This window comes from Trichocoleus sp. DQ-A3, from assembly GCF_039961975.1.
In the GTDB taxonomy this organism is placed as follows: Bacteria; Cyanobacteriota; Cyanobacteriia; order Cyanobacteriales; family FACHB-T130; genus FACHB-T130.
The window spans coordinates 1-25009 of record NZ_JAMPKC010000013.1; the positions used below are offsets into that span (position 1 = coordinate 1).

At 48.3% G+C, this 25009-nt stretch carries 23 protein-coding genes; 13 read left to right on the forward strand and 10 right to left on the reverse strand.

All coding sequences use genetic code 11. The features are described 5' to 3' along the window. Positions 1 to 434: 434 nt before the first annotated feature. A complete protein-coding gene (locus NDI44_RS18120; protein WP_190412006.1) occupies positions 435 to 746 on the forward strand; it encodes a hypothetical protein in 312 nt (103 codons plus the stop codon). Between the two features lie 38 nt (positions 747 to 784). On the opposite strand, the gene NDI44_RS18125 is transcribed toward NDI44_RS18120, so the two are convergent. Then, complete coding sequence (locus NDI44_RS18125; protein WP_190412007.1) at positions 785 to 931, reverse strand: hypothetical protein; 147 nt, start codon at positions 929 to 931, stop codon at positions 785 to 787. Positions 932 to 964: 33 nt separating this feature from the next. On the opposite strand from NDI44_RS18125, the gene NDI44_RS18130 reads away from it, so the two are divergent. The 3 genes from NDI44_RS18130 (at position 965) to NDI44_RS18140 (ending at position 3737) form a co-directional block, all read left to right on the forward strand. Then, the gene (locus NDI44_RS18130; RefSeq protein ID WP_190412008.1) at positions 965 to 2692 is read left to right on the forward strand and encodes a succinate dehydrogenase/fumarate reductase flavoprotein subunit; all 1728 of its coding nucleotides are present in this window, start codon (positions 965 to 967) and stop codon (positions 2690 to 2692) included. 8 nt (positions 2693 to 2700) lie between these two features. After that, positions 2701 to 2856 carry a hypothetical protein gene (locus tag NDI44_RS18135; protein ID WP_190412009.1) on the forward strand — a complete coding sequence of 52 codons (156 nt, stop codon included), beginning with the start codon at positions 2701 to 2703 and terminating at the stop codon, positions 2854 to 2856. A 263-nt stretch (positions 2857 to 3119) separates the two neighbouring features. Continuing rightward, the gene (locus NDI44_RS18140) at positions 3120 to 3737 is read left to right on the forward strand and encodes a TMEM165/GDT1 family protein (protein WP_190412010.1); all 618 of its coding nucleotides are present in this window, start codon (positions 3120 to 3122) and stop codon (positions 3735 to 3737) included. Positions 3738 to 3805: 68 nt separating this feature from the next. Here NDI44_RS18140 and NDI44_RS18145 read toward each other — a convergent pair whose 3' ends face one another. After that, a complete protein-coding gene (locus tag NDI44_RS18145; protein WP_190412011.1) occupies positions 3806 to 4681 on the reverse strand; it encodes a tetratricopeptide repeat protein in 876 nt (291 codons plus the stop codon). Between the two features lie 243 nt (positions 4682 to 4924). Here NDI44_RS18145 and NDI44_RS18150 point away from each other — a divergent pair, with 243 nt between their 5' ends. Continuing rightward, the gene (locus NDI44_RS18150; RefSeq protein ID WP_190412012.1) at positions 4925 to 5878 is read left to right on the forward strand and encodes a hypothetical protein; all 954 of its coding nucleotides are present in this window, start codon (positions 4925 to 4927) and stop codon (positions 5876 to 5878) included. Between the two features lie 66 nt (positions 5879 to 5944). On the opposite strand, the gene NDI44_RS18155 is transcribed toward NDI44_RS18150, so the two are convergent. From NDI44_RS18155 to NDI44_RS18170, 4 genes are all read right to left on the reverse strand, one after another. Then, positions 5945 to 7144 (reverse strand): homocysteine biosynthesis protein, encoded by a 1200-nt coding sequence (locus NDI44_RS18155; protein WP_190412013.1) that lies wholly within the window; start codon positions 7142 to 7144, stop codon positions 5945 to 5947. Positions 7145 to 7245: 101 nt separating this feature from the next. Then, complete coding sequence (locus NDI44_RS18160) at positions 7246 to 8088, reverse strand: DUF4351 domain-containing protein (protein WP_190412014.1); 843 nt, start codon at positions 8086 to 8088, stop codon at positions 7246 to 7248. Positions 8089 to 8159: 71 nt separating this feature from the next. Continuing rightward, positions 8160 to 9353: an AI-2E family transporter gene (locus NDI44_RS18165; RefSeq protein WP_190412015.1), complete on the reverse strand. Its 1194-nt coding sequence runs from the start codon at positions 9351 to 9353 to the stop codon at positions 8160 to 8162. A 183-nt stretch (positions 9354 to 9536) separates the two neighbouring features. Next, positions 9537 to 9731, reverse strand: a complete 195-nt coding sequence (locus tag NDI44_RS18170; RefSeq protein ID WP_190412016.1) for a hypothetical protein — start codon at positions 9729 to 9731, stop codon at positions 9537 to 9539. A 232-nt stretch (positions 9732 to 9963) separates the two neighbouring features. On the opposite strand from NDI44_RS18170, the gene ftsH reads away from it, so the two are divergent. Then, positions 9964 to 11904 (forward strand): ATP-dependent zinc metalloprotease FtsH, encoded by a 1941-nt coding sequence (gene ftsH / locus NDI44_RS18175; RefSeq protein WP_190412017.1) that lies wholly within the window; start codon positions 9964 to 9966, stop codon positions 11902 to 11904. Positions 11905 to 12194: 290 nt separating this feature from the next. On the opposite strand, the gene NDI44_RS18180 is transcribed toward ftsH, so the two are convergent. Both NDI44_RS18180 and NDI44_RS18185 read right to left on the reverse strand, forming a co-directional pair. Continuing rightward, positions 12195 to 12353, reverse strand: a complete 159-nt coding sequence (locus tag NDI44_RS18180) for a hypothetical protein (protein ID WP_190412018.1) — start codon at positions 12351 to 12353, stop codon at positions 12195 to 12197. 230 nt (positions 12354 to 12583) lie between these two features. Further along, positions 12584 to 13504 (reverse strand): bestrophin family ion channel, encoded by a 921-nt coding sequence (locus tag NDI44_RS18185; RefSeq protein WP_190412019.1) that lies wholly within the window; start codon positions 13502 to 13504, stop codon positions 12584 to 12586. Positions 13505 to 13902: 398 nt separating this feature from the next. On the opposite strand from NDI44_RS18185, the gene NDI44_RS18190 reads away from it, so the two are divergent. The 6 genes from NDI44_RS18190 (at position 13903) to ftsH3 (ending at position 22472) form a co-directional block, all read left to right on the forward strand. Beyond that, entirely contained in the window at positions 13903 to 16107 is a 2205-nt protein-coding gene (locus tag NDI44_RS18190; RefSeq protein WP_199304801.1) for an ATP-binding protein, read from the forward strand. Between the two features lie 337 nt (positions 16108 to 16444). After that, entirely contained in the window at positions 16445 to 17413 is a 969-nt protein-coding gene (locus tag NDI44_RS18195) for a hypothetical protein (protein WP_190412021.1), read from the forward strand. An 11-nt stretch (positions 17414 to 17424) separates the two neighbouring features. Continuing rightward, entirely contained in the window at positions 17425 to 17844 is a 420-nt protein-coding gene (locus NDI44_RS18200; RefSeq protein ID WP_242037031.1) for a hypothetical protein, read from the forward strand. Between the two features lie 539 nt (positions 17845 to 18383). Then, positions 18384 to 18932: a DUF3124 domain-containing protein gene (locus tag NDI44_RS18205; RefSeq protein ID WP_190412022.1), complete on the forward strand. Its 549-nt coding sequence runs from the start codon at positions 18384 to 18386 to the stop codon at positions 18930 to 18932. 548 nt (positions 18933 to 19480) lie between these two features. Continuing rightward, positions 19481 to 20299: an aminotransferase class IV gene (locus tag NDI44_RS18210; protein WP_190412023.1), complete on the forward strand. Its 819-nt coding sequence runs from the start codon at positions 19481 to 19483 to the stop codon at positions 20297 to 20299. 334 nt (positions 20300 to 20633) lie between these two features. Continuing rightward, complete coding sequence (gene ftsH3 / locus NDI44_RS18215; protein WP_190412024.1) at positions 20634 to 22472, forward strand: ATP-dependent zinc metalloprotease FtsH3; 1839 nt, start codon at positions 20634 to 20636, stop codon at positions 22470 to 22472. A 118-nt stretch (positions 22473 to 22590) separates the two neighbouring features. On the opposite strand, the gene NDI44_RS18220 is transcribed toward ftsH3, so the two are convergent. Continuing rightward, on the reverse strand, positions 22591 to 23364 hold the full coding sequence (locus tag NDI44_RS18220; protein ID WP_190412025.1) for a hypothetical protein: 774 nt from the start codon (positions 23362 to 23364) through the stop codon (positions 22591 to 22593). A 302-nt stretch (positions 23365 to 23666) separates the two neighbouring features. On the opposite strand from NDI44_RS18220, the gene NDI44_RS18225 reads away from it, so the two are divergent. Beyond that, complete coding sequence (locus NDI44_RS18225; RefSeq protein WP_190412026.1) at positions 23667 to 24236, forward strand: DUF3611 family protein; 570 nt, start codon at positions 23667 to 23669, stop codon at positions 24234 to 24236. A 76-nt stretch (positions 24237 to 24312) separates the two neighbouring features. On the opposite strand, the gene NDI44_RS18230 is transcribed toward NDI44_RS18225, so the two are convergent. Beyond that, positions 24313 to 24900, reverse strand: coding sequence for a hypothetical protein (locus NDI44_RS18230; protein WP_190412027.1), 588 nt, complete (start codon positions 24898 to 24900; stop codon positions 24313 to 24315). Positions 24901 to 25009: the final 109 nt, after the last annotated feature.

The window sequence follows — 25009 nt, forward strand, 5'->3', positions numbered from 1 at the left end:
ATCACCCTACTCTCCAGATTTCAACCCGATTGAGCTTTGGTGGTCACACCTTAAGTCTTTTTTACGACAGTTCTCTCCAACCACAACAAAAATGGTTGATACTTTGCTTGCTACTGCACTTGATTTAGTCAATCCAAAACACCTACGCAACTGGTTCACAAACTGCTGCTACTGTACTTCATGAACTTGCAATCTGCTGTATAAAAAGAAGAATCACCTTCCGATAATCATTCTTAGAATGCGGCTAGGAAGGATAATGATTTTAAATTCGAGAGCGATCGCTATGGCTGGAACGCAGTGAGTAGCAACCGTTCGGCACACTGGGGTAGATTGTAAAGCTATATTGCAACTCTTGTAAAAAGATTTAGAAATCTGCCAAGCCCGTGTCAGAACCTTAACCTAGAACTTTAAAGGAATGTTGCAAGGGAAACGTCATGGATAAAATGCAAAAGTATCGCTTCGTCTGTACTCTCTCCTTTGGCGATATCTATGGGCAAATCATCGTTTGGCTGATTGTCATCTTCATTAGTCTCGCCTCTGCACTAGCGCTGTGGAGTACCACTCGGCAAATTTACGCCCTAATGACTGTCGGACTCATCCTAGTGCTGTCTTTGCCCTTCTTGCTCTTTGCCTTCGTGACCACGTTGTTTAACCACATTGAGGTTTCTGCAATGGATATCCAGGACACCACTGAGACCGTTGGTGGCAGTTTACCCAACCAAAACCCTGCCCAAGTAACCAGTTGAAGAGCCATCAGTCTTTGGTCAACACTGAGAACTGAGGGCTAAGGACTGAGGACTGAGGACTGAGGACTGAGGACTGAGGACTGAGGACTGAGGACTGAGGACTGAGGACTGGTATTAGGACTAAAAAGAAATTTATGAAGAACTTCCCCGCTTTGTGGTGGGGAAGTTTTTATTTGCGTCAGCATGGATGTAAGAATTCCAAAGAGCGGATCTTAAAGATGCTTGAACACGATGTCGTGATTGTGGGAGGTGGATTAGCGGGGTGTCGCGCCGCCTTAGAGATTGCCCGCACAGAACCCAGCTTAGATGTAGCGCTGATTGCCAAAACTCACCCGATTCGTTCCCATTCGGTCGCCGCGCAGGGGGGTATGGCGGCAACGCTGAAGAATGTAGACCCTGAAGACAGTTGGAAAGACCACGCTTTTGACACCGTAAAGGGATCTGACTACCTGGCGGATCAGGATGCGGTGGAAATCCTCACCCGCGAGGCTCCAGACACGATCATCGACCTGGAACACATGGGAGTATTGTTTTCCCGATTGCCGGATGGTCGGATTGCCCAGCGGGCTTTTGGGGGGCATTCTCACCGGCGCACTTGCTATGCAGCGGATAAGACGGGTCACGCGATTCTGCACGAACTGGTGAATAATCTCAGGCGTCACGGCGTCCGCATCTACGATGAGTGGTACGTGATGCAGCTGATTCTGGAAGACGCCCAGGCGAAGGGTGTGGTGATGTACCAGATTCTGGACGGGCGAATTGAGGTTGTACGGGCGAAGGCGGTGATGTTCGCCACGGGCGGCTATGGCAGGGTATTTAACACCACCTCGAATGACTACGCCTCGACGGGGGATGGGTTGGCGATGTCTGCCCTCGCCGGGGTGCCGTTGGAAGATATGGAGTTTGTGCAGTTTCACCCGACGGGCTTGTATCCGGTGGGAGTGCTGATTTCGGAAGCTGTGCGGGGTGAAGGCGCGTATTTGATCAACGCTGAGGGCGATCGCTTCATGGCGACTTATGCCCCCAGTCGCATGGAACTCGCTCCCCGCGATATTACTTCACGAGCGATCGCGCGAGAAATTCGTGCCGGAAGGGGCGTTCATCCCGATGGCAGCGCCGGTGGTCCCTTTGTCTATCTCGACTTGCGCCACATGGGGCGAGAAAAAATTATGAGTCGGGTTCCCTTTGCTTGGGAAGAAGCTCACCGATTACTCAGCATCGATGCCGTAGATCAACCGATGCCCGTGCGCCCTACGGCTCACTATTCAATGGGCGGCATCCCCGTCAATACCAGCGGTCAGGTGAAAAGTGGCCCAGATGGTTTAATTGACGCTTTCTTTGCCGCTGGAGAAGCTGCTTGTGTCTCGGTTCACGGGGCAAATCGATTGGGCAGTAATTCCCTGTTGGAGTGTGTGGTTTATGGCAGAAAAACGGGGGCAACGATCGCGCAATTTGTCCAAAACCGCAAGCTGCCCGAACTGGATGAGCAACCCTATCTGCTAGAAGCTCACTGCAAAATCCAAGCGCAACTAGAACAATCGGGTCAATACCGGATTAACCAAGTGCGTCAAGCCTTCCAAGACTGCATGACTGAGTATTGCGGTGTCTTCCGCAGCGAGGAATTGATGCGCGAAGGTTTGAACAAGCTGCAACAGATTCAGCAGCAATCCCAGGATATTTACCTGGATGACAAAGGTAAACTCTGGAATACTGAAGTCATCGAGGCGCTGGAACTCCGCAGCTTGATTATTGTCGGACAAATGATTCTGACATCGGCGCTCAACCGTCAAGAAAGTCGAGGCGCTCATTACCGCGAAGATTATCCTGAGCGTGACGATGAGAATTTCCTCAAGCACACGATGGCTTTCTATTCTCCAGCCGGGATCGATTTGCGCGATCGCCCGGTAAACATTACTATGTTTGAGCCAAAGGAACGGAAGTATTAAGTGATTAGGTGGAAAGTTTGCAAGTTCATAACCTGCCGACTTTCCACCTGCCCACAGGCGTGCTGGCTGCGAATGGGGGATATATTGCGATCGCCTGCCATGACACTCCCCAAACAAATTTATGTAGATTTATTAATTTCTTCTACCCACAGTTAGATGTATAATTACTTAACAATGAAGGGGAGTAGCTGCTAGCAAAGAATGATGCTAGCCCATCTGAATCAACATACTGGCGATGAGCCTGGTTCAGGTGACAAGCGAAAGAAACTAAAAATAAGCGCCTAGTCGCTGAACTAATAGTTTCAAACCTTGGGAGCGAGACCTTCACCGAGTTCACATCCGATGTGAGCTGCTGGTGAAGTCCCATGTACCCTCCAGAAAGCTCACTCAGATGCGATAGGTAGAACATTCTGAGGAGCTTGAGAGGATGCTGACAGCTTTTACTGCCGGTTTATTATTCATCACTTTTTCCGAATTAGGCGATAAAACCTTTTTCATTGCGGTAATTCTGGCAATGCGCCACTCCCGACGACTGGTATTTGCAGGAGTTGTGGCGGCATTGGCAGCAATGACGGTTCTGTCGGTTCTCTTGGGACAAGTGGCGTCTCTACTCCCCAAGCATTATCTTCATATTGCAGAAATTATTTTTTTTGTTGGCTTCGGGGTGAAGTTATTGTACGAAGCAAGCCAGATGCCAGCGGGACCAGACTGTGAAGAAGCCGAAGAAGCGATCGCCACGGTTAAAGAAGCTGAGTCGAAAATGCCAAAAAAGAAAACTCCTTGGGCGATTGTCCTCGAAGCCTTTATGCTGACATTTGTAGCAGAGTGGGGCGATCGCACTCAGATTGCCACAATTGCTCTAGCTGCGTCCCAGTCGGCTGTAGGGGTTACGGCTGGGGCTATTGCGGGGCATAGTATTTGTGCAGCGATCGCTGTTCTGGGGGGTCGGATGATTGCCGGACGAATTTCCGAGCGATTAATTACAACAATTGGGGGCGGCTTGTTTTTGCTGTTTGGAGCGCTCGCCTTATTGGAAGGAAATTAAAAATTAAAAATGCCTGCATTAAAAATTCTGTTTTTTGATGAAAGCATTTTTAATTCTTAAGACCCAGGTTAAGGCGTAGGGCTGGGAGATACAGAAGGCGAAGTCGTAGGTGAAGTCGTGGGCGCAGCCGTGGGTGCGGGTGCGTCAGCCGCCAGTTGTTTAATTTGGTCTTTGACTCTAGCTGGAGCTAGAGCGATCGCCGTATTGAATAGGGGTTTAGCTTCGGCGATTTTGCCTTGTTCTCGCAGCACCAGTGCCTTCGCTAGCACCGGACGAAAATCCTGTCGATTGCCTTTGATGGCGTCATCGTAGATAGCGATCGCTTCCGGATAGCGCTTTTGCTCAACGTAAACCTTGCCCAACTCCAACTGCACCGAAGTGACATCGACGCTACCAGGTTGAACTTGATTCACTTGGGGAGCAGTTTTCAACGTGTCTTGCAGCAAGCCAATCGCTGCTTCCGGACGGTTTTGTTGTACCAGAAGACTCACAAGACCTTGCAGGGCGTTCATATCTCCCGGTTTAGAAGTCAAAATCGAGCGATAAGTTTGGGCAGCCCCTTCGCGATCTCCTGTTTGCTGTTTAGCTTGTGCAAGTAAAACTGCGTACTCGCTTTGATCGGGATTCAGCTTTGCCAGTTTGTCCAAAGGTGCGATCGCGCCTTTGATATCGCGCATTTTTAGCCGTGCTTCTAACAACCCCCGCAGCGCCGTTTGATTCTGTGGTTCTCGCTGCAAAACCAGTTCGTAACCTTTCGCTTGCGCTTCCAGTTCCGCTTGATTAGCTACCCCTGCCGTCTGAGTCGGTGTTGGGGTTGCCCCAGTAGTAGGCTCTTTGCCGTCAAAAACAATACCCACCAACGGAATGATGGATAATCCGACAAAGATTAACACGCCTAGCCCTAGGACTAGATTAATAAACCAGCGATTGCGCTTTTGGGACACACGACTGCTCTGAACTCTATTGCCATTATCAAACACAATCTTATTTTCCACTGTCACACTTGGCAAACCGCATCACTGTCTCCACATTTTAAAATAGTGGCAGCATCGAACCGAACTTGATAAGGTGTAAGTGTTTTTGCTGAGTGCAAAAACATTACGGATCTACCAGTCGTATCACCGCATTCAGTACAATGAGCTGACTGACTCCCCCCAAGGGGATGTGTCTCCGCCGCGAGGAGTATTATGAGTCCTTCTGTAAATCGGTTCTCCGAATTATCCCAGTCTTCTGGCGATCCTAAGCCAGAACCACCACCCCTATCCAGTCCGCCAACGCCAGCGGATACAGCGTCAAACAGCGATTTGGAACAAACAACTGAAGAGAATCCTGCTGTCACACGACAGCAACCCATTCCTCCCCCTAGCGAACCCATGCAATACCGGGCCATTGGCCTAGTAAAGGGTAAGTACACGTCCTCCGACGAGCAATTTACGCGAGGAATGCTGCTGGCAAGCGATGGAACAGCCATCGATGCCGTGCTATTAGGTCGGGTGATGAGTTTAGTCAAAAATCACCTGAACTTAGAGCAGGAACATTTATGGGTTGTCTATCCCCGGATGCGACAAGAAGACGGCAACTTGCACGTCCAGATTGTGGGCGTTTGGGAGCCGGAAAGGCTGAACCAGCCGTCGTCTGACCCAGAAGCGGAAGCAGCAGAATCGTCCGAACCCACGCATATTCAAAGTGAAGAGTCGGCGGCGAACGATGGCTATTTTTCGATTCGCGGGGAAGTGATTTTTCAGTCGCGAGAAGAAGAAGAAGGCATCATCGTCAAGATTAAGCAGTCTCCTCGCAAGCAGGAAGACACACCCAAGTTTTTCAAGTTGAAACTCAATGGTGTGGTTCAAGAAAAGGCAGTCGGTCATTTCATGGATTTGCAGGTGCAGCGACAGGGGAACTCCCTGGTAATTCAGGAGAGCCAGGATATTGGTCGCCTGCCTCCTAGAAAGATTCCGGGCAAGAAGCCGTTTCGAGGCGGTGGAGGTGGGCGTCCTCCCAACAGAAAGCCAGGAGGAGGAAGCCGAGAGCGTCCCGTGCGTCCAAGCGGAGAAAGACCCGCAGCGATCGCGCCCCCATCCCCCAAACGCAAGGAACCCTTGCCAAAGCCAGTTAAGCGCTCTTCCCCGCCGCCAGAATAAACTGGCGGTTAGTCATGAGTCACTGTGATGAGTTACACCTAATAACGAATAACGAATGACAAATGACTAATCTAGGGAAATTTGAGAACCCCATCGGTCTTGGGGTAAAAATGAGCGATCCAGTGGAATGGGGGCAACAGGTTCGGTGAGGGTAAATGTCCCCGCCTCAATCCATTGCTTCAACTCCAGCGCTACTTGATTAGAAAAAAATAGGCTGACTAAGGGGGCAACCCGCACGGGTTTGCCCTCAATTGTGATGCGTCCCGTCTTCAGCTGGGCGTAACTCACAAGCCCAAAAGTGGGACGGACGCGCCGAGGAATCGAGAAATCGACAACCGGCGCAACGATCTCCTTGTCTTGCACGGCACAATTGGCGACGACTTGCTCTTGTAAAACGGGCAGTGGGATACCAACGCCTAGCATCATAGAAGGGCCATAATTTTTGAAGTAACAGCCGCGCACCCAGCGAGAATTCATTTGTTTGGCGTCTCCCATTAAGGCAAGGGTAGCCGCCGGACCAACAGGCGTTCGATTTGGCAACCGCTTTTGTAAGGGGAAGTGTTGGGTGCCTTCCCACGCTACATAGCCAACGCCGCCGCCTAAGAAAATCCGAGTGCCAATCCCGATCGTTTGCAGGTCTGGATCGTTCAGGAGGGGAGAAATTGCCCCAGCGTTTGAGTAGACGGCATTCGCGAGACGGGGTTGCAGCGGGCCGAGGTAAGTATAAAGCGGGCGATCGCCTCCATTCACCCCGACGATAAAATTTTGGTATAGATTGCGGGGATTATATAGATAAAACTGGTTAATCGTGTCGCGGGTGATGGTTGTCTCAAAGGAAGCACGAGGGTAGCAGTCCGTCCCTTGTCCAATGGCGCGTAGTTGCACCGTTTTCCCGGCAATTAAGTCTTCAATCACATGACCGCCGCCGCGTTCTCTGGATTCCTCGCCGTCTAGGGGTTCGCCGGTACTCCGATATTCCACCATCTGGGTTGCTCCCAGATACAGATCTACTGCCCCAAAGCCAGAGTAGGCTAAAACCCCATCTAACCAACAGGAGCGAATTTTAATTGGGGGATCGGTGTGTCCCAGGTTAATAATCGCCCCCGAAGACTCCATCGGCTCGAAAGTGCCGGTGGTAATGACATCTACTTGCTTCGCAGCTTGGGTGACTCCCACTTCTGCCACCCGTGCTTTTAATTCTTCTATTGTCCACACCACTGCACGCTGGTGGCTGATTTTGTCGTTAATTTCGGCAAGGGTTCGCATAGGGAAGGTTGAAGGGTCGGACTTTTGCTCATCCCTAGTTTCCACTATTGCGATGCCTCGTGGGGCGACGCTTTTGGGAGGTTAACGGTATGTGTTGCTGTTCAGATTGCCGATGAGTCTATCGCCGCCAAGTAACTAACTAAATCAGTTTGGCTGGAGAAATCTAACAGCGCTTCTGCCAATCCCTCTAATTGAGGAATCGATAAACCGCGAATCTGTTCTTGCAGTTCGGGATTGATGTCACCAAATCGTAGCCTGAGCTGCCGCAAAATTAACGCCACTTCTCCTTGTCGCAGACCTCGTTGCTCGCCCTTTTGGAGAATGTCTTGATAGATAACAGATTCCTGCATAATTTCCTCTCGGAATAGTTGTTGAATCAAATCTTTTTTAAACCGCAAACCAGCAAGAACCCCGGCACAAGCGAGGATATTCTGTCGCTCGGTGGTTTTCTCGATCCTAGCGACCCCAGTGGCGACTTGCTCTAATAAGGCTCTGGGTGAATCGCTGCGGGCTAAGGTTGCCAGGGGTAGGAGAGCCGGGTTTGCTAGCAGTGGGGTGGGATCTTCCTCCCACATACGGATGACTCGATATTGATGTCTGGTGTTTGTGTCTGTGTACTGCTGTCGAAAGACGAGTTCTGAGGTAGTGGCTTGCAAAAAGATTGCTATCTGCACAATTTCACACCCATATTGCCGCTTCAGCCGCGTGTAGTAGTCGAGCATCCGGAAGTCGAGGGGCGGAGTTGATTGCGCCGAGGTTTGAAATTCCAGGTGCAAGATTTGGTTGGCGACTTGCAGGAAGATGACAGAATCGGCGCGAATCGGTTCCAAACTGAGTTCGCTTTTGATTACCTGGATGTCTGAAACTTCAGATGACAGTAGCCACTTGGCAAATTCATCTGGGTAGTTCTCAGCGAGATACTTGCAAGTGTTGTCGTATTCCAAGAGGGCAATTGGAGAAAGTCTTATTATTTTCTCATCGGAGGTTACTAACTAATCGCGATCGCTACTTATCGCTACTTCTTCCCTTTATCAGTCACATCATTAACATTCGCCTGATTCTCGTTATCAAAATTAGGCTTGTCATTAATGGATGACTTCCCTTCCGGCAACACCACAGTTTCTCGCTCAAATTCAGCAGCTTCATGAGACGTTGCTATACCCTCTGGATCAAAATCTGCTTCGCGCTGACTGCGCCATTGATCGAGAACATCTTTGAATAAGACTTCTTTGAACCAAATCTGACCAACAACGGTTAGCGGTAACGCCAAGACCAACCCTAAAAATCCAAAGAATGTGGCGAAAAATACTTGAGCAAGTAACGTTACGGCTGGCAACAGCGACACCTGTTGAGCCATAACGTAGGGTGTTAAGAAATTGCTTTCAACCTGCTGAATAAAAAAGTAAAGACCGAACACAGCCAAGCATTTCCAAGGAGCCTCCAACAGCGCGATCGCCATTGGTGGGATGACACTAATCGTCGGGCCAAGATTGGGAATCAAATTTAGCACCCCCGCCAAAATCCCTTGAGCCAGCGGCGACGGGATTCGCAAAACCGACAAGCCAATCATACTCATCAGTGCGACTACACTCATGCTAATGAGAGCGCCTCCAAGCCATCGCCCTAATGACACCTCGCATTGATCCAAAATCCCATCCGCGCGCCGCCGATAAAAAGAAGGAAATAGCCGCACAAATCCCTTGCGGTAAGCTTGGGGATTTGCTAAGAACATTCCGGTTAAAACCAGCACCAGCAAAACGTTGAGGATAATCCCTAAAGAGCTGGAGAAAAAGGCGACCGAACTGCCCAATAGCCGATTGATTAAGGGCTGTACTTGTTGGCTTATGCTCTCCACATCGGGTAGGTACGGTGTCAGCTGGCTAGGAAGACCCGTTCTGAGGCGATCTACCCAAAGATTCAAGCGCTCAAACCCTCTAGGAACCCGTTCTGTGAGTTCTTGAAACTGGACGGTAAAGGGCGGCACAATCAGCCAAAAAAACCCGACAATCAGAGCTAATAATAAGACAATCGACGCCAGGATCGCGATGCCATGTTTCATTCCCGATCGTTGCAGCCGCCGCGCCAATCGGTTTAAGGCAGTCGCCAACACAACGGCGGCAAACACCAACAGCAACACCTGCCGAATTTGCCACAAAACATAAAGAGAAACGACTAAGACGAATAAGCCAATCCACTGACCTAGATTCACAGGTGTTGACTCCGAGCTGACATAGGCTGTAATTGCCGTTTAATGCAGCTAGATTAGCCGATTTTGGCAACTTTCGCATGGGTTGAAAGTAAGGTTTGAATAGCTGCCAAGCGTCAACTGTTTCAGTGTTTTTATGTAAACCGCTCTAGTCAGATAAGTATTCATTGATACTTAAAATACAACTTAGTCCAGTTGGCGATATTGTCGCGATCGCTGCCAGAAGGTCACAGCCATAATCAGCGTTGGCAGAAACACAACCATCAGCACTAGGGCTGGGGATGCTGGAATTGATAAATAGGGACCACCGTACTTAATTAAGATTGACAGTGCCGCTGAGGCGACTAGCACTTTAAGAATGAATCCAACCTGAGTTGTCATACAACTTAATAAACAAAGACTAAAGTACGGCTATACGGATGCTTGTAGGGGTAGACACCGAACCCAGGCGATCGCATCCCCTTTTTTACAATAGCTTTTAGAGCCTCACCCTAGTTACCAATTTCGATGCTCTAAAAGCTTACTGAAGCCAAGAGTGCATTTAGCTTTCACTCGGTAGACATCTGAAAGCAACCTTTCAAACTTTATAACTTTTAAGAGGTTCGTATCTACAATGCCTGTTGAAAATAATAATAAGCGATCGCCCAAAGCCTCTAGAACAAAGCAGTTTGGCGGCAGCTTCCTGATTTTGTTCACTATCCTTCTACTGCTAAACTTTATCATTCCGAGTTTTGGCTCTCAATTGCCGCAGGTACCCTACAGCGACTTTATCAATCAGGTAGAAAGCGGTAAAGTTGAGCAGGCAGTTGTGAGCAATGACCGGATCGAGTATGCGCTTAAATCCGATGCCACGGGAGAGCAAGCCGCACCAGATCAGGTATTCGTCACCACGCCAGTGGCAATCGATCTGGATCTACCCAAGATCCTGCGCGAACATAACGTAAAGTTTGCTGCACCTGCACCCAACAACAATGGCTGGATTGGAACCCTCCTCAGTTGGGTTGTTCCTCCCCTGATTTTCTTTGGAATTTGGGGATGGTTGATGAACCGGGGTGGAGGCGCAGGTGGCGCAGCGCTGACGGTTGGGAAAAGCAAGGCACGGATTTACTCAGAAGGCAGCACCGGCATCAAGTTTAGTGATGTGGCGGGTGTCGATGAAGCCAAGTTAGAACTGCTAGAGATTGTGGATTTCTTGAAAAATGCCGGGAAGTACACCCGATTGGGAGCAAAAATTCCCAAAGGCGTGCTGCTGGTGGGACCTCCGGGAACTGGAAAGACACTCTTAGCAAAAGCGATCGCGGGTGAAGCGGGCGTTCCTTTCTTCAGTATCTCTGGCTCCGAATTCATCGAGCTATTCGTCGGTGTCGGCGCTGCACGAGTCCGTGACTTATTTGAACAAGCCAAAAAACAAGCACCTTGCATCGTCTTCATCGACGAACTAGACGCGCTAGGTAAATCTCGTGGCGGTGCTGGAGGCTTTGTCGGTGGAAACGATGAGCGCGAACAAACCCTTAACCAGTTGCTCACCGAAATGGATGGTTTTGATGGGAATACCGGGGTGATTATCGTCGCCGCCACGAACCGCCCAGAAGTGCTAGATCCAGCTCTGCGGCGTCCGGGTCGTTTTGACCGGCAAGTGGTGGTAGACCGCCCGGATAAAGTGGGTAGAGAAGCCATTCTCGGCGTCCATTCCCGAAATGTCAAATTAGCAGATGATGTAGACTTGGTAGCGATCGCGGGTCGCACACCTGGGTTTGCCGGTGCCGATTTAGCCAACCTGGTGAATGAAGCGGCGCTACTGGCAGCACGTCAGAACCGCGACGCTGTGATGATGGCAGACTTCAACGAAGCAATTGAGCGTGTTGTCACTGGATTGGAGCGCAGATCCCGCGTTCTGAATGATGTTGAGAAAAAGACTGTCGCTTATCACGAAGTCGGTCATGCGATTATCGCGGCTTTGATGCCGGGAGCCGGTAAAGTGGAGAAAATCTCTATCGTCCCCCGTGGCGTCGGTGCCCTAGGCTACACGCTCCAGATGCCAGAGGAAGACCGCTTTTTGATGGTAGAAGATGAAATTCGCGGTCGAATCGCCACTCTCCTAGGTGGACGGTCATCGGAAGAGTTAATCTTTGGGAAAGTGTCTACGGGTGCGAGTGATGACATCCAAAAGGCAACGGATTTGGCGGAACGGGCGATTACTCTCTACGGCATGAGCGATGAATTGGGACCCGTGGCGTTTGAGAAGCCGCAGCAACAGTTCATCGAGGGTTACAGCAATCCGCGTCGTTCAGTGAGTCCCGTGGTGGCTGAGCAGATTGACCGCCAAGTGAAGGAAACGATTGATGCAGCGCACCACATGGCTTTAGAAATCTTAGACAAGAATCGGGATTTACTGGAAGAGCTGGCACAGATGCTTTTGCAAAAAGAAGTTTTGGAAGGCGCTGAACTGCGGGAACAACTCAAATCCGCTAATATTCCTTCAGAAATGGATGAATGGTTGCGTAGCGGGAAGTTACCTGACGGGATACAGTTGAAGCAAGCCGCTTTGGTTTAATGACTCCTTGAGGTGAGAAAAAAGCGATCGCTTTTCGTTTAAAGCGATCGCTTTTCCTTTGGGAGCATCCCGATACGTGCCAATCTACAACAGCGGATTTCTTTCGCCTGTTTTACGGTTTTATTGCAGAAATCTGCAAGGTAACTGGACTAAGTATTATTACCTGGTTCCAGAGAAGAATGATGGAATCAAGTTGCGATCGCTAACGAGAGTGGGTAGTGAAACGCATCTTTTTTGTAAAAATTTATATAACCATCCTCTGTAATGGCATTCCCCTGGTGTGTCACCCTTCAAAGTTGATAATCTACAGCAATCGGTTGTACTTGCTCTTCGCTAGTCACTACTGGGGCACCTGAAAATGGATGAAAATTTATCAATTCTGCCAGAAGTGCAGCCGCTGTTATAAAGTATAAAACTACACTAAATTTTATGAGCCATGCACCATTCATTGAAGATTTCCTTTTGGGCAGAGTTTAATTTCTTAAACATGATACCAACCTTCTCAAAATCGTCATGTATCTTAAGCAACATTGAAGCGATCGCGCGACCTAATTTCCCTTGAGGATGCTCCACAATGAATCTCCCTATCGCTTTTGAAGGCGAGTAGGAATATTTGTTTCTGTTGTAGACATCCAGTAAAATCGGATTCGTCTTCTGCGATCGCTAGCAGGCTTTTTTCCTATCCTGCTTTATCAATTTTTGTGGTCTTCCAATCCCTAACACTAGGGGCTAGAGAAATTAAATCTTCAATATTGCGCCGCATTGTGGCACAAATCGCATCCAAAGGAAGGTCATTGGCATCGTGCCCAAAAGGATTCTCAATTTCAATCCCAATTTCTTCAATTCCAAACAATGTAAAGCTAATTAAAGAAACCGTTAGCCCAGTCCACCAATGCAACTGTCCAACCATTTGAAACGGCAAAGATAGACAATAGATTAACAGTAACTGCTTGAGATGGATTACATAAGCCATTGGAATTGGAGTTTTGAGAATGCGTTCACAAGCCCCTAAATTGTCTACTAGTAGATTAATCAAATTTTGCAAAGAATTCATTTGATAAACATTCAGGCGATTTCGACCATGTTGTTCTTGTAAATAATCTCCAATCCAAAACGCAACTTCTAGTGGTGGATTGTTCATTGTCTTTAGCTTAAAGTAGCGAGACTCAGACATCAAATCTTCTAGTTCACTGTTGACTGGCTCTGACCTAAGATGCAATTTAGTCGCTACTGAAAAAGCTACTAGAAGCCGTAAAGCAGCTATTTTCGACTCTCTATCTTTCGGTTCGTTTTCGTCAACCGATACCCAAATTTGACGAGCCAGGTTGCGGACAGTGTTCACGATACTACCCCAACATTTCCGACCTTCCCAGAACCGCTCGTAAGCTGTATTCGTCCGAAAAACCAGTAATAAACCTAAAACAATATTAGGAATTAAGCTAGCTAAAATTGGCAAAGATACAGCTAATTTAAAATGGTGAAGAACAGAAATAATTAAGCCAAATAGCCCGCAGATTAGGGTTCTGGGCAAGACTGCCGGAATGACCGATCCTTTTAACTGGAAGGTAACTTGAAACCACTGCCATTTCTTTTTATCCATTAAACTTTAACCTCTAACTTTGACTCAGACGCTGAATTACATCCAAAAGATAATACTCGATTTATCCTTGAGATTTTTTTAAGGTTATAGCATAGTCAGTAAATGTTTCTGAAACAGTCTTGTCCTTTTAGGAGTAGATTGTGTCAACGATGTTCCATTGCAGTTAGTAGCAGGTAAGCGATCGCATTGTTAGATGGTTTCAATCGCGATCGCGCTTCGGAATTGCTAAAAGTATTAATAATTGCAGTATTGTTTACCCGGATTGTGGTAAATTATTGGGTTTTGCTTGAGATTGCCCTAAAATTTAAATAATTATAAAATATAGCGCTCTTTGACAGGCACGCAAAGCTATCTTAGCTGCCCCAAGCCATATTTAAGAAGTGTCTTCTGGAGGTACTTTGACCACTGTTCCCCTGCCGCCTAACGAAATAGAACGCCTAGCGGCACTGCGTCGCTACAACATTCTCGATACACCTCCCGAAGAAAGCTTCGACCGCATTACGGCTCTGGCGGCTCGGCTTTTTGACGTACCCATTGCCCTAGTTTCTTTAGTTGACCAATTTCGAGCCTGGTTTAAATCCTGCTACGGCTTTGATACCCGCGAAATTAATCGTGAAGCAACAATGTGTAGCTTCGCGATTTTGTCTAAGGATGTTTTCGTGGTTGCAGATACCAGAAATGACCCCCGCTTCGCTTGTAAGCCCTATGCAATTAGCGAACCGGGGATTCGCTTCTATGCAGGTGCCCCCCTAATTGCGAAGGATGGCTTTAATCTTGGCACCCTTTGTCTTGTAGATAGCAAGCCGCGCCATGAATTAAGTGAAGAACAGCGAGCAACCCTTGCCGACCTAGCGGCGATGGTGGTTGATGAGCTAGAGTTGCGGCTGGCTGCACACAAAATTGCCCAGATGGATGCTGCCCTCATTGAGGTGACGAAGGGAGTTTCGGCAGCGACAGGGGAGGCGTTTTTCTACTCCCTGGCGCAACACCTCACCAAGGCATTGGATGTTGATTTCGCTTTTATTGGGGAACTGGCGGGGAAAGACGAAGATAAAGTCAGCACGATTGCTCTCTATGCCCAGCATGAAATTGCAGACAATATTGAGTATTCACTGCTGAATACACCTTGCAAACAGGTGATTCAGCAAGGAAAGCTATGCTGCTATCCCCGCAATCTCCAAGCGCAATTTCCTGGTAATTTTTTGCTTGCCGAGATGGACGTTGACAGCTATATCGCAACTCCGCTTTTAGGCTCCACAGGAAGAGTGTTGGGATTAGTGGGGGTGATGGCTCGAAAACCGTTGGAGAATCTCCATCTGGCAGAATCGCTGCTGACAATCTTTGCCACCCGTGCGACGGCAGAACTGGAGCGCAAGCGAGCGGAGGAAGAACGTGCCCGACTGTTGGCTAGCGAACAAGCGGCACGCGCCGAGGCAGAGGCGGCGAACCGTATGAAAGACGAGTTTTTGGCGGTACTTTCTCACGAATTGCGATCGCCCCTCAACCCAATTATCGGATGGTCGGGGATGCTTCGCACTCAGAAGTTGAATGCAGCAACGACTGCTCGCGCCCTGGAAACCATTGAGCGCAACGCTAAGTTACAGGCAGAGTTGATTGAGGATCTTCTGGATGTGTCGCGGATGATTCGAGGCAAACTTTCCTTGAATGTGTGCCCGGTTAATCTGATCTCAATTGTTCAAGCGGCGATGGAGACGGTGCATCTAGCCGCAGCAGCTAAAAGCATTCGACTGGAATCGGTACTCGATCCCGCCGTTGGTTTGATTGTCGGCGATCCAAACCGCTTGCAGCAGATTATCTGGAACTTGCTCTCGAATGGGATCAAGTTCACACCCTCCGGGGGACGAGTGGAAATCAAGCTCGATTGCACTGATTCTTATGCCCAGATTGAGGTGAGCGATACAGGCAAAGGAATCGAGGCTGACTTTCTGCCCTATGTCTTCGAGCGCTTCCGTCAAGCTGATAGTACCAGCACGCGATCGCAAACAGGGCTTGGTTTGGGTTTGGCAATTGTTCGTCACCTCACCGAACTACACGGCGGAACTGTCTGTGTTGACAGCCCTGGGGAGGGGCAAGGGGCAATCTTTACGGTGAAACTGCCGCTGATGATGAAGACTGAGTTGAAAGGACTCAAGCCTGAGCTAGAAGCCCCACTTAGTACACAGCCTTCATCAAGCTTCAGCACTGTACTGGAAGGGTTACAGGTGTTGGTTGTAGATGACGAGGCTGATAGCCGAGATTTTCTCGCGATCGCGCTTGAACAGTATGGGGCGAGGGTAACAGCAGTAGCATCGGTACAGGAGGCACTCTTAGCGCTGCAACAGGTAAAACCAGATGTCTTAGTGAGCGATATTGGGATGCCCGATGAGGATGGCTACACGTTGATCGGCAAAATTAGAGCAATGACGCCAGAGCAAGGAGGACAGATTTCAGCGGTAGCACTGACGGCCTATGCCAGAAGCGAGGATTGCGAGCGTGCGATTTTGGCAGGCTTCCAGCAGCACGTCACGAAGCCTGTCGAGGCCGCGGCATTCGCTGCGACAATCGCTAGCTTGGCTAGAAATTCTTTCAATATAGTCTCCTAGTTGGGGATGCGATCGCGTTGTAACTGAGGTCAAGGGCGATCGCGTTGTAACTGAGGTCAAGGGCGATCGCGTTGTAACTGAGGTCAAGGGCGATCGCATTACGAGATTACCTGCCCAGGCAGGTAATCCTTGTGTTTATGCTGCCTTGATGAGAATTACTTACATCTTCATTTTATCAACATAATTCTCTGTAAGAAATGCCCGTGTTTATTCGGATGGCTTATTCTTTTCTTTACCTTTATGTTTTTGATATTGCTGGATTCAAGTTGGTTGTATTGGCAACGGTAATTTTTATGAAATATCCAGCATCGAACTAACTAACTTTCAGGAGTATTTAATGATATTTGTGATACCAATTATCCTGGGTGCTGCTGCCTTGGCTACTGCCGCTTATGGCGCGGTCAAAGGTATTGAAGGTGTTTCTGACATGAAGGATGCTGAGAAAATTGGCAAGAGCGCTCAAAAAAGACACGAGCGTGCTGTCAAGAAGTTGCAAACTGACTGGGAAGCCACCCAAGAACTTGCAGAAGCTTATGGTCAACTCCAGATTGATATTAAGGTGCGTACAGTTGGGCGATTTGTTAATTTCATCAAGCGGATTGGTCGGCAGGCTTCTGAAAGCGAGATGGAGTTTTTAGCTGGGCTAGAAGGCGTTTCTGTTCAGCAGCTCAAAGAATATGAAGCTGCTGCTTTGGAAGCTGAAAAGTTTGCCCAAGGTGGTATTACAGCTCTTGGGGCAGCAGCGGCGGCTGGTCAAGGCGCAGTAGGGCTTGTAGGACTTTTTGGGACAGCAAGTACCGGAACGGCTATTGCAGGACTTAGTGGTGCTGCTGCTTGGAATGCCACCCTAGCATGGCTGGGCGGTGGTTCACTGGCTGCTGGTGGCGGTGGCATGGCACTTGGCACGCTTGTCCTGGGAGGTATTACGGTTGGTCCAGCCTTGATGATTGGTGGCTTCGTGCTTGCTGGTCAAGGTGAGAAAGCTTTAACAAAAGCACGAAAATACGAAGCCAATGTTAGCACTGAGATTGCTAAGATTGATGCTGCCAAAGAGTTTCTGCAACAAGTGAAACGGCGGATCGCTGAGTTAAGCAACTTAGTGGAAGACTTGAATAATCGTGCTGTTATAGGTCTTAATGAACTTGAATCCCAATCCTTTGAAACAAACCGGGATGCTAGCAAGTTTCAACAGGTAGGACTTTTAGTGAAGGCACTTGTAGAAATCATGAAAACCCCAGTTTTAGATACTAAAGGCAACCTAAATCCTTCTTCTGCCACTATCAAAGCAAAATATTGTAAGCTGTGAGGTAATTAGCCGTGTCGGCTAAAAGAGTTTCTGTAGAAGTGCTTGCACAAAGCATTGGTGAATTCACTAGGCCCGCTGAATGTCTACGTGATATTGTCTCAGCTTACACGGAATACAAGAAGGTGGCTGAGGAGGAACGCACTAAGCGACGCGATATTGACGCTTGGGAAAAAGAAATAATAGCCAAGATTAATGCCCAGCGAGACTTGCTAATGGCATACCTTGACCGTTCGTTTGATGAACGTGCAGAAAACTTTCGCGCTTTGTTCGGTGTCGTCGATCTAGCAATTACAACAGGCAATAACGAGCAATTAGCTCTAGCCTTGAACTCAATTACGGAAATAGCAAAGTCAAGCCCTTTTAAAGATATTGCCAACTTAGCTTCTGTCAAAGCAGCACTAAACGATCCAAACCATGAATGGTCGTTTTGATCGGGAGCATCCCAATGCTTGTAAAAAGGGCGAAAAGAATTCGCATTTATACAGACTAAACCCGACCGAAGCGGGTTTCAAAAGTTTCGCGTTGCTCGTACCAAAGGACGTTTGTGTAGCGTTTGTCGCCTTTTTGTAGCATTTTGAAGTATAGCTATCGCCAGTAGTTGTACAGCGACTTTTTATTTGACGTGGAGACATATTAGTGTCGTTAAAGAGTCAAAGCTTAGCCTGACTTGCTTTTTCGGCTCAATCTAAATTGGCAACGCTGATAGTCAAATGCTAGCTCATTGAGTAATTTTTCTGTGTAATCCTGCAATCGGGAAAGTTTTGCTCAGTGACCCGAAATTGTCTCGACATCATTTAATTTGGCAGTGTACACAAACAGTCGTTTGTAAGGCAAAATTTTTTAGCCCCAATTGGAACCAAAACATAAAAAATACCCTGACTTTAAAAGCCAGGCTACCGGGTAGCATCGAAAATTAATCACAGTTAGTAAAATCAAACAATTACCTCTAATAATCTAACAATTACCTCTAATGAAGCTTTATTTGTATTTTTCTTCGACCCTAGCACTCATTGTCCTTGCCTCTTGCAGTTTACCGGGGATTCCACAGAAGCCACAATCTAATATGGGTCAGGTGACTCAACCCCAACTCAGGGTGGTAACGTTGGATGACAATAGTAAGATAGCGATGGGGCAAACTATCTATGTCCCTATCTATTCTCATATTTATTACGAAAACCAGAAGGAAGTTTTATATTTATCAGCCACTCTTAGTATTCGCAATACGGATTTGAGCAATCCCATCATTGTCACTTCAGTGCGCTACTATGATACAGAGGGAAAATTAATCAAGCACTATTTAGATCGCCCTGTGGAACTTGGTTCTCTAGCTTCTACAGATTTTGTTGTAGCGAGAAGTGACACCACTGGGGGGTTAGGAGCTAACTTTATTGTTGAGTGGATAGCTAAAAAGAAAGTTTCTGAGCCTGTCGTTGAAGCCGTTATGATTAGTGCTGCATCCAACCAAGGAATTTCTTTTGTCAGTCCTGGTAGAGTTATTAAAAGTCATAACAATAAGTAATTTGTATTATTAGCTTTTTTTGACACAAGGTTCATCGTCATGAAGATGGAATCCACCTAATCACGTCAATTATTAATAAATTTCGGTTGAATAGCTCCTTCCCACCTGAGTTGAAACCATTCTGGAAACTCAGAAAATCTTTGCTCATCAATCACCTCTTCAACGTTGATGTACAGTGCAAAATTAAATTGCGTCGAGACAATTTCGTGTCACTGAGCAAAACTTTCCCGATTGCAGGATTACAGAGAAAGATTACTCAACGATCTAGCATTTGACCATCAGCATTGCCAATTTAGATTGAGCGGAAAAAGCAAGTCAGGTTTAGCTTTGCCTCTTTAACGACACTAATCCGATCTGTCTCCACATCCAATAAAAAGTCACTATACAGCCTGTAAAAAGGGCGAAGAGAATTCGCATCTATACAGACTAAACCCGACCGAAGCGGGTTTCAAAAGTCTCGCGTTGCACGTACAAAAGGACGTTTGTGTAGCGTTTGTCGCCTTTTTGTAGTATTTTGAAGTATATTGTATTCACCCAAAGGTGATGAGATGTACTGGTATAACGGCAACCTGATTGAGTCGGGAACCCTGGAGTTAGCGATTGACGATCCGGGGTTGCTTTATGGAGCGAAGGTGTTTACAACGCTGCGGGTTTATGAGCAGTCGTTGGAGAGTCCGCTGACTAACTGGAAGGGACATTGCGATCGCCTCTGTTGCAGCTTGCAAACGTTTGACTGGCAGCAGCCAGACTGGGAACAATTACGGCAACAAGCAGAAGCGTTAATCCCACACTTCCCCGTTCTCAGAATTACTCTATTTCCCGATGGGCGAGAGTGGATTAGCGGGCGGTTTTTTCCCGATGATTTGACAGAAAGACAAAAATATGGTGTTAAAAGTTGGTTAGCGGCAGAGCCGTTATTTTGCCGCTCAATTCCCGAACATAAAACGGGGAACTACCTGCCTGCTTGGCTGGCATTGGGAAAAGCTCAGCAGATGGGAGCGACAGAAGCAATTTTGGTCGATGATAAGGGAAATTGGTTAGAAACCAGTACGGGCAATCTTTGGGGATGGCGGGATGGTAAGTGGTGGACGCCACCTCTAGATGCTGGAATTTTGCCGGGAATAGCGCGATCGCAACTGATCAACTGGCTGGCAAGTCAGAATCTAACCCCTGGGCAAGTGCCTTGGGATGCTGACTTTGTGAAAGGATTGTCAGTTCTTGCTTATAGTAATTGCGTGGTGCAAGTCGTTCCGATTCATACCGTTCTTTGCCAAGAAGGTACTTTGACTTTTGACCCGTTACACAGCAGCCTAGAGCAATTGCAGAGCTTATTTCAGCGCTACCACACCCATCAAGCTTCCCCCTGAGTGTAAAAAGCTCGACGACTGAAGTCGCGACTCCACAAACGAACCCTGTCTTTACAGGCTAGGAGACAAAGCCCGCGTAGGCAGGCTTTGTCTGTGTAGTCCCACCCTTCTAGGGTGGGGGACTATGTTGTGTAGCCCCATTTCTAGGGTGTGGGAGTAGATTGTTCCGGCTAGGATGGTTGTTTTTGTGGCGACGGTTACGATGAAGATAGATGACGTTGTTGAAGGTTTCTATGAACCAACCGTGTCAAGGAATTCTGAGACGGGTTAACATAAGTTAATACAAATAAAAATTCAAAGCGTCCCCATATCCTAGAGCTTAGGAGGAAACTCGGTGAACAAACGGTGGAGAAATGCAGGGCTGTATGCGCTGCTAGCAATAGTTGTAATCGCCTTAGGAACAGCATTTTTAGACAAACAACCCCAAAGTCGGGAAACCTGGAAATACAGCAAGCTGATTCAGGAAGTTCAAGACGGTCGGATTGAAAGAGTTGGTCTTAGTGCCGACCGCACTAAGGCGCTTGTTACAGCACAAGACGGCAGCAAGATCGTCGTTAACCTGCCTAATGACCCAGACCTGATTAGCATTCTGTCCACCAAGGGTGTAGACATTTCAGTTTTGCCCCAGAGCGATGACAGCTTCTGGTTCCGCGCCTTGAGCAGTCTCTTCTTCCCCGTTCTGCTTCTGGTTGGATTATTCTTTTTGCTACGCCGCGCTCAGAGTGGCCCAGGCTCTCAAGCGATGAACTTTGGCAAATCCAAAGCCAGAGTCCAAATGGAGCCACAAACCCAAGTAACTTTTGGGGATGTCGCTGGCATTGACCAAGCCAAGCTAGAGCTGAATGAAGTCGTTGACTTCCTCAAGAACGCCGACCGCTTCACCGCCATTGGAGCAAAAATTCCCAAAGGCGTGCTGCTAGTTGGACCTCCGGGAACGGGTAAAACGCTGCTCGCTCGTGCAGTTGCTGGGGAAGCAGGTGTGCCTTTCTTCTCTATCTCTGGTTCTGAGTTTGTAGAAATGTTCGTCGGTGTCGGTGCATCTCGCGTGCGCGACCTGTTTGAACAAGCCAAGGCAAATGCTCCCTGTATCGTATTTATCGATGAAATTGATGCCGTGGGGCGTCAGCGGGGTGCAGGTTTAGGCGGCGGTAACGATGAGCGGGAGCAAACCCTCAACCAGTTGCTGACCGAGATGGACGGTTTCGAGGGCAACACGGGAATTATTATCATCGCTGCTACGAACCGCCCAGATGTACTTGATGCAGCACTGCTGCGTCCGGGTCGCTTTGACCGTCAGGTGGTCGTGGATCGTCCCGATTATGCCGGTCGCTTGGAGATTCTCAACGTTCACGCCCGTGGCAAAACGCTGGCGAAGGATGTGGATCTGGAGAAGATCGCTCGTCGTACCCCTGGTTTCACGGGTGCTGACCTCTCCAACTTGCTGAACGAAGCAGCGATTCTGGCGGCTCGTCGCAACCTGACCGAAATCTCGATGGATGAAATCAATGATGCCATCGACCGGGTGCTAGCTGGCCCAGAGAAGAAAGACCGGGTGATGAGCGAGAAGCGCAAAACCTTGGTGGCTTATCACGAAGCGGGTCACGCTCTCGTCGGTGCCTTGATGCCAGATTATGACCCGGTGCAAAAGATCAGCATCATCCCTCGCGGTCGTGCGGGTGGTTTGACTTGGTTTACACCGAGTGAAGACCGGATGGATTCTGGTCTGTACAGCCGCTCTTATCTGCAAAATCAGATGGCAGTCGCCTTGGGCGGTCGGCTTGCTGAAGAAATCATCTTCGGTGAAGAAGAAGTGACAACGGGTGCCTCGAATGACTTGCAGCAGGTGGCTCGTGTGGCGCGTCAAATGGTGATGCGATTTGGCATGAGCGATCGCTTGGGACAAGTTGCTTTAGGTCGTCAGCAAGGCAATATGTTCTTGGGACGCGACATTGCCGCCGAGCGGGATTTCTCGGAAGCAACTGCGGCGACGATTGATGATGAAGTCCACAATTTGGTGGATCAAGCTTACCATCGTGCCAAAGCAGTGTTGGTGAATAACCGCCACATCCTGGATCAATTGGCTCAAATGCTCATTGAAAAGGAAACGGTAGACGCTGAGGAACTGCAAGAGGTTCTGGCGAATAACGACGTAAAGATGGCAGCGATCGCATAATTCGCTAATTGCTCATTGAGCGTCAAAAAATTGGGGCAGTTCTAGGATATTTTCTAGAACTGCCCCGATTTTTTTGTTTGCAAAGACGCTTTGGTTGCAAACAAAGATCGGCACCGCTTCACAGTTCCAGCAGCAGCGCAGCATAGATACCTGCACCCAGAGCGAAAGCCCAAAAGCGGCTATCGCGATCTTCCGGGAGTTCTTCCTTCAGCACGTTCAGGACGACTCCTCCGGCGAGGAAGGCAAACAAGACAGCGATCGCTGCCTCGTGAATTTCGGTTCCGCTCCCAATGACCCATCCCACGATAATCGCCGCCGCCAGTATCCAGCGCCCCTTCTCGTGATAGGCATCCTTATGGTGTTCGCGCAAGCCGTTGTCGTTGACCACGAAATGCAAAGCCATCGCGAAGAAAAACAGAAAAAGACTTTGAAAACCCGGTTCCTCCGGGTGGATTAACAGGTAGCCGATCAAAGCATTGTAAACGGCGAATGAAGCGATGTGCGGCCAGAAGACCCCAGCTTCTGTAACATCTCCATTTCCCGCCTTTTGGTTGCGCTGGCGCGACAGTGTAGCAGCTCGCTCCAGTCCATAAAACACGCTGACGCCTATGAGTGCCACCAGGTAAACGTGGTGTTCCAGAAAGGCAAACCCCCCGTCCAACGTCTCCTTAACCGTCTCCTGTGCTTGACTCAGTTCCGGGAGGATATGGACGAAAATGTAGGCGACAGATACGCCACTCCCGATAGAAAGCCAGATACTGCGAGGGGTGGCATCAAGAAAGCGCAGTTTACCGGAGTAGAGATGCACCAGAGCCAACGCGACTGCAAGGATTGCAGACAGCAAGCGTACATCAGGATTGAATACCGAAGACTCTGCAACTGCCAACAGCATCTTAGTTGAGAAGAGGGAATATTTTTTAGAATGAATATCTTGACTAAAAAGACACGCCACTCGTCAATAGCGGCTCTGAAATCAGCGCCCTTGCTCTTTAGCTTGATAGGATTTGGGCACTAAGGCGTCCTCCGCTTAGCCGATTTTTCTGATTCTTCAAGTTTTAAACAGGTTGATTGACTGATAAATTTTCATCTTTAGGCAAGGGATCGGTTCTCTCTCTAGGTGGGCGTATAACCAGAGCCAGTAGAGGTAGTGTTCTGGTGTGGGGTATCAGCTCCTTTTTGCAACATGAGACAGATATGCAAACTCACTCAGACACCCACTCACCTTCCCCAACTAAACAAAAAATCTCCAATATTTTTCGTCTCGTAGGCTGGATTGCCTTCTGGGTCGAATTAGGATTGGCAGTTGCTTCTGGCATCGCTTTATTATTTGCTATCTCTGGCCGTAACTTTGCCAATGAAGCAAATCCTGCCCTGGGAGTCGGTATATTTTGGGCAATTTGTGGACTTTTCGCACTGTTATTCGGTGTCTTTTTAGCTTTCCGCTACACTCGCATCGCTAAAGGTTTAGCAAATCCTAATTCGGCTGTGCATCCCTCCAAAGCCGATACCGTTCAAGTCCTGCGACTGGCTTTAATTACAGGTTTGGTGGGGATTTTGTTATGTCTGTTGGGTGGTGGAGCGAGTATGGGAGTGTTACTAGCAAAATCTGTATCCCAACCTCCAGGTGTGGCAATCACCGACCCCTACAAAATCATTCGAGCGCTTGATGTTTTTGTGGTGTTAGCGAATTTTAATGGGATTGCCGGTCACTTTGTAAATGTTGTCACTGCTCTAGGGCTGCTCAAGTGGGTGCATAATCAGTAAGAATTTCCCCCACCTCTGGGTCTTTGGTTTATTGCTGATGACTAATGACTCATGGCTTACAACTCATTAAAAATTTTTAACGGCGGCGCTTTGGCGATACTGATTGATCTTCAACAGTTGATTTTGGATGGACTCGCTCTTGTAGTCCCCACACGCTTACCAGTGCTGCGGTTAAAGCTCCAATGGTGTCCATAATCAGATCCACGATGGTGTCATCAAGGTCATTGATCACTTGCACCACCCATTCAAATATCTCCCAAAGAGCGCCGATGGCGATTCCGAAGCTAGAGATCGTTAAGATATACAGCAGTCGGTGGTAGCGGAACGGAGTCAGCATTGACTCATACACGAGAAAACTCAGCGCCAGCGTTACGGAAAAGGTTGTAAAGGCATGAGCAATTTCATCGTAGGGTCCCGGTGGGTAAAATAAACCCCAAACCCAGCCACCCGCATTGATCAAGGCTGCGATAACAAACAGAAAATCAAACAACGTTGGCAGTTGATTTTCGAGGGTCACAAACAGAAACGAAGCAGCCAGGAAGCAGGCGAGTGTAAATGAACCCACCCAGTTCCGGTGATACAATTCAACGGCGATCGCGATCGCGAGTAAAAACTGTCCAACCCAAGCGGCGATTCTATACCCTCGCCAATTGCTACTCAGCATTGCTTTTTCCTCATAAATGGGTCATGGGTAAAGAGAGTTTGCAGTATTGAGTTTTGAGTTAGAAGAAAGTTTTTTAATTCAAGACTTAAAACTTTTCCCCAATTAGTCA

What these genes read in the sequence shown, in the direction of transcription:
- ftsH (WP_190412017.1), top strand. Translation starts at nt 9,964, where the DNA reads ATGCCTGTTGAAAATAATAATAAGCGATCGCCCAAAGCCTCTAGAACA.
- NDI44_RS18185 (WP_190412019.1), bottom strand. Translation starts at nt 13,504, where the DNA reads ATGGATAAAAAGAAATGGCAGTGGTTTCAAGTTACCTTCCAGTTAAAA.
- NDI44_RS18150 (WP_190412012.1), top strand. Translation starts at nt 4,925, where the DNA reads ATGAGTCCTTCTGTAAATCGGTTCTCCGAATTATCCCAGTCTTCTGGC.
- NDI44_RS18140 (WP_190412010.1), top strand. Translation starts at nt 3,120, where the DNA reads ATGCTGACAGCTTTTACTGCCGGTTTATTATTCATCACTTTTTCCGAA.
- NDI44_RS18180 (WP_190412018.1), bottom strand. Translation starts at nt 12,353, where the DNA reads ATGAATGGTGCATGGCTCATAAAATTTAGTGTAGTTTTATACTTTATA.
- NDI44_RS18195 (WP_190412021.1), top strand. Translation starts at nt 16,445, where the DNA reads ATGATATTTGTGATACCAATTATCCTGGGTGCTGCTGCCTTGGCTACT.
- NDI44_RS18155 (WP_190412013.1), bottom strand. Translation starts at nt 7,144, where the DNA reads ATGCGAACCCTTGCCGAAATTAACGACAAAATCAGCCACCAGCGTGCA.
- NDI44_RS18120 (WP_190412006.1), top strand. Translation starts at nt 435, where the DNA reads ATGGATAAAATGCAAAAGTATCGCTTCGTCTGTACTCTCTCCTTTGGC.
- NDI44_RS18220 (WP_190412025.1), bottom strand. Translation starts at nt 23,364, where the DNA reads ATGCTGTTGGCAGTTGCAGAGTCTTCGGTATTCAATCCTGATGTACGC.
- NDI44_RS18230 (WP_190412027.1), bottom strand. Translation starts at nt 24,900, where the DNA reads ATGCTGAGTAGCAATTGGCGAGGGTATAGAATCGCCGCTTGGGTTGGA.
- NDI44_RS18205 (WP_190412022.1), top strand. Translation starts at nt 18,384, where the DNA reads ATGAAGCTTTATTTGTATTTTTCTTCGACCCTAGCACTCATTGTCCTT.
- NDI44_RS18170 (WP_190412016.1), bottom strand. Translation starts at nt 9,731, where the DNA reads ATGACAACTCAGGTTGGATTCATTCTTAAAGTGCTAGTCGCCTCAGCG.
- NDI44_RS18225 (WP_190412026.1), top strand. Translation starts at nt 23,667, where the DNA reads ATGCAAACTCACTCAGACACCCACTCACCTTCCCCAACTAAACAAAAA.
- NDI44_RS18130 (WP_190412008.1), top strand. Translation starts at nt 965, where the DNA reads ATGCTTGAACACGATGTCGTGATTGTGGGAGGTGGATTAGCGGGGTGT.
- NDI44_RS18210 (WP_190412023.1), top strand. Translation starts at nt 19,481, where the DNA reads ATGTACTGGTATAACGGCAACCTGATTGAGTCGGGAACCCTGGAGTTA.
- NDI44_RS18125 (WP_190412007.1), bottom strand. Translation starts at nt 931, where the DNA reads ATGCTGACGCAAATAAAAACTTCCCCACCACAAAGCGGGGAAGTTCTT.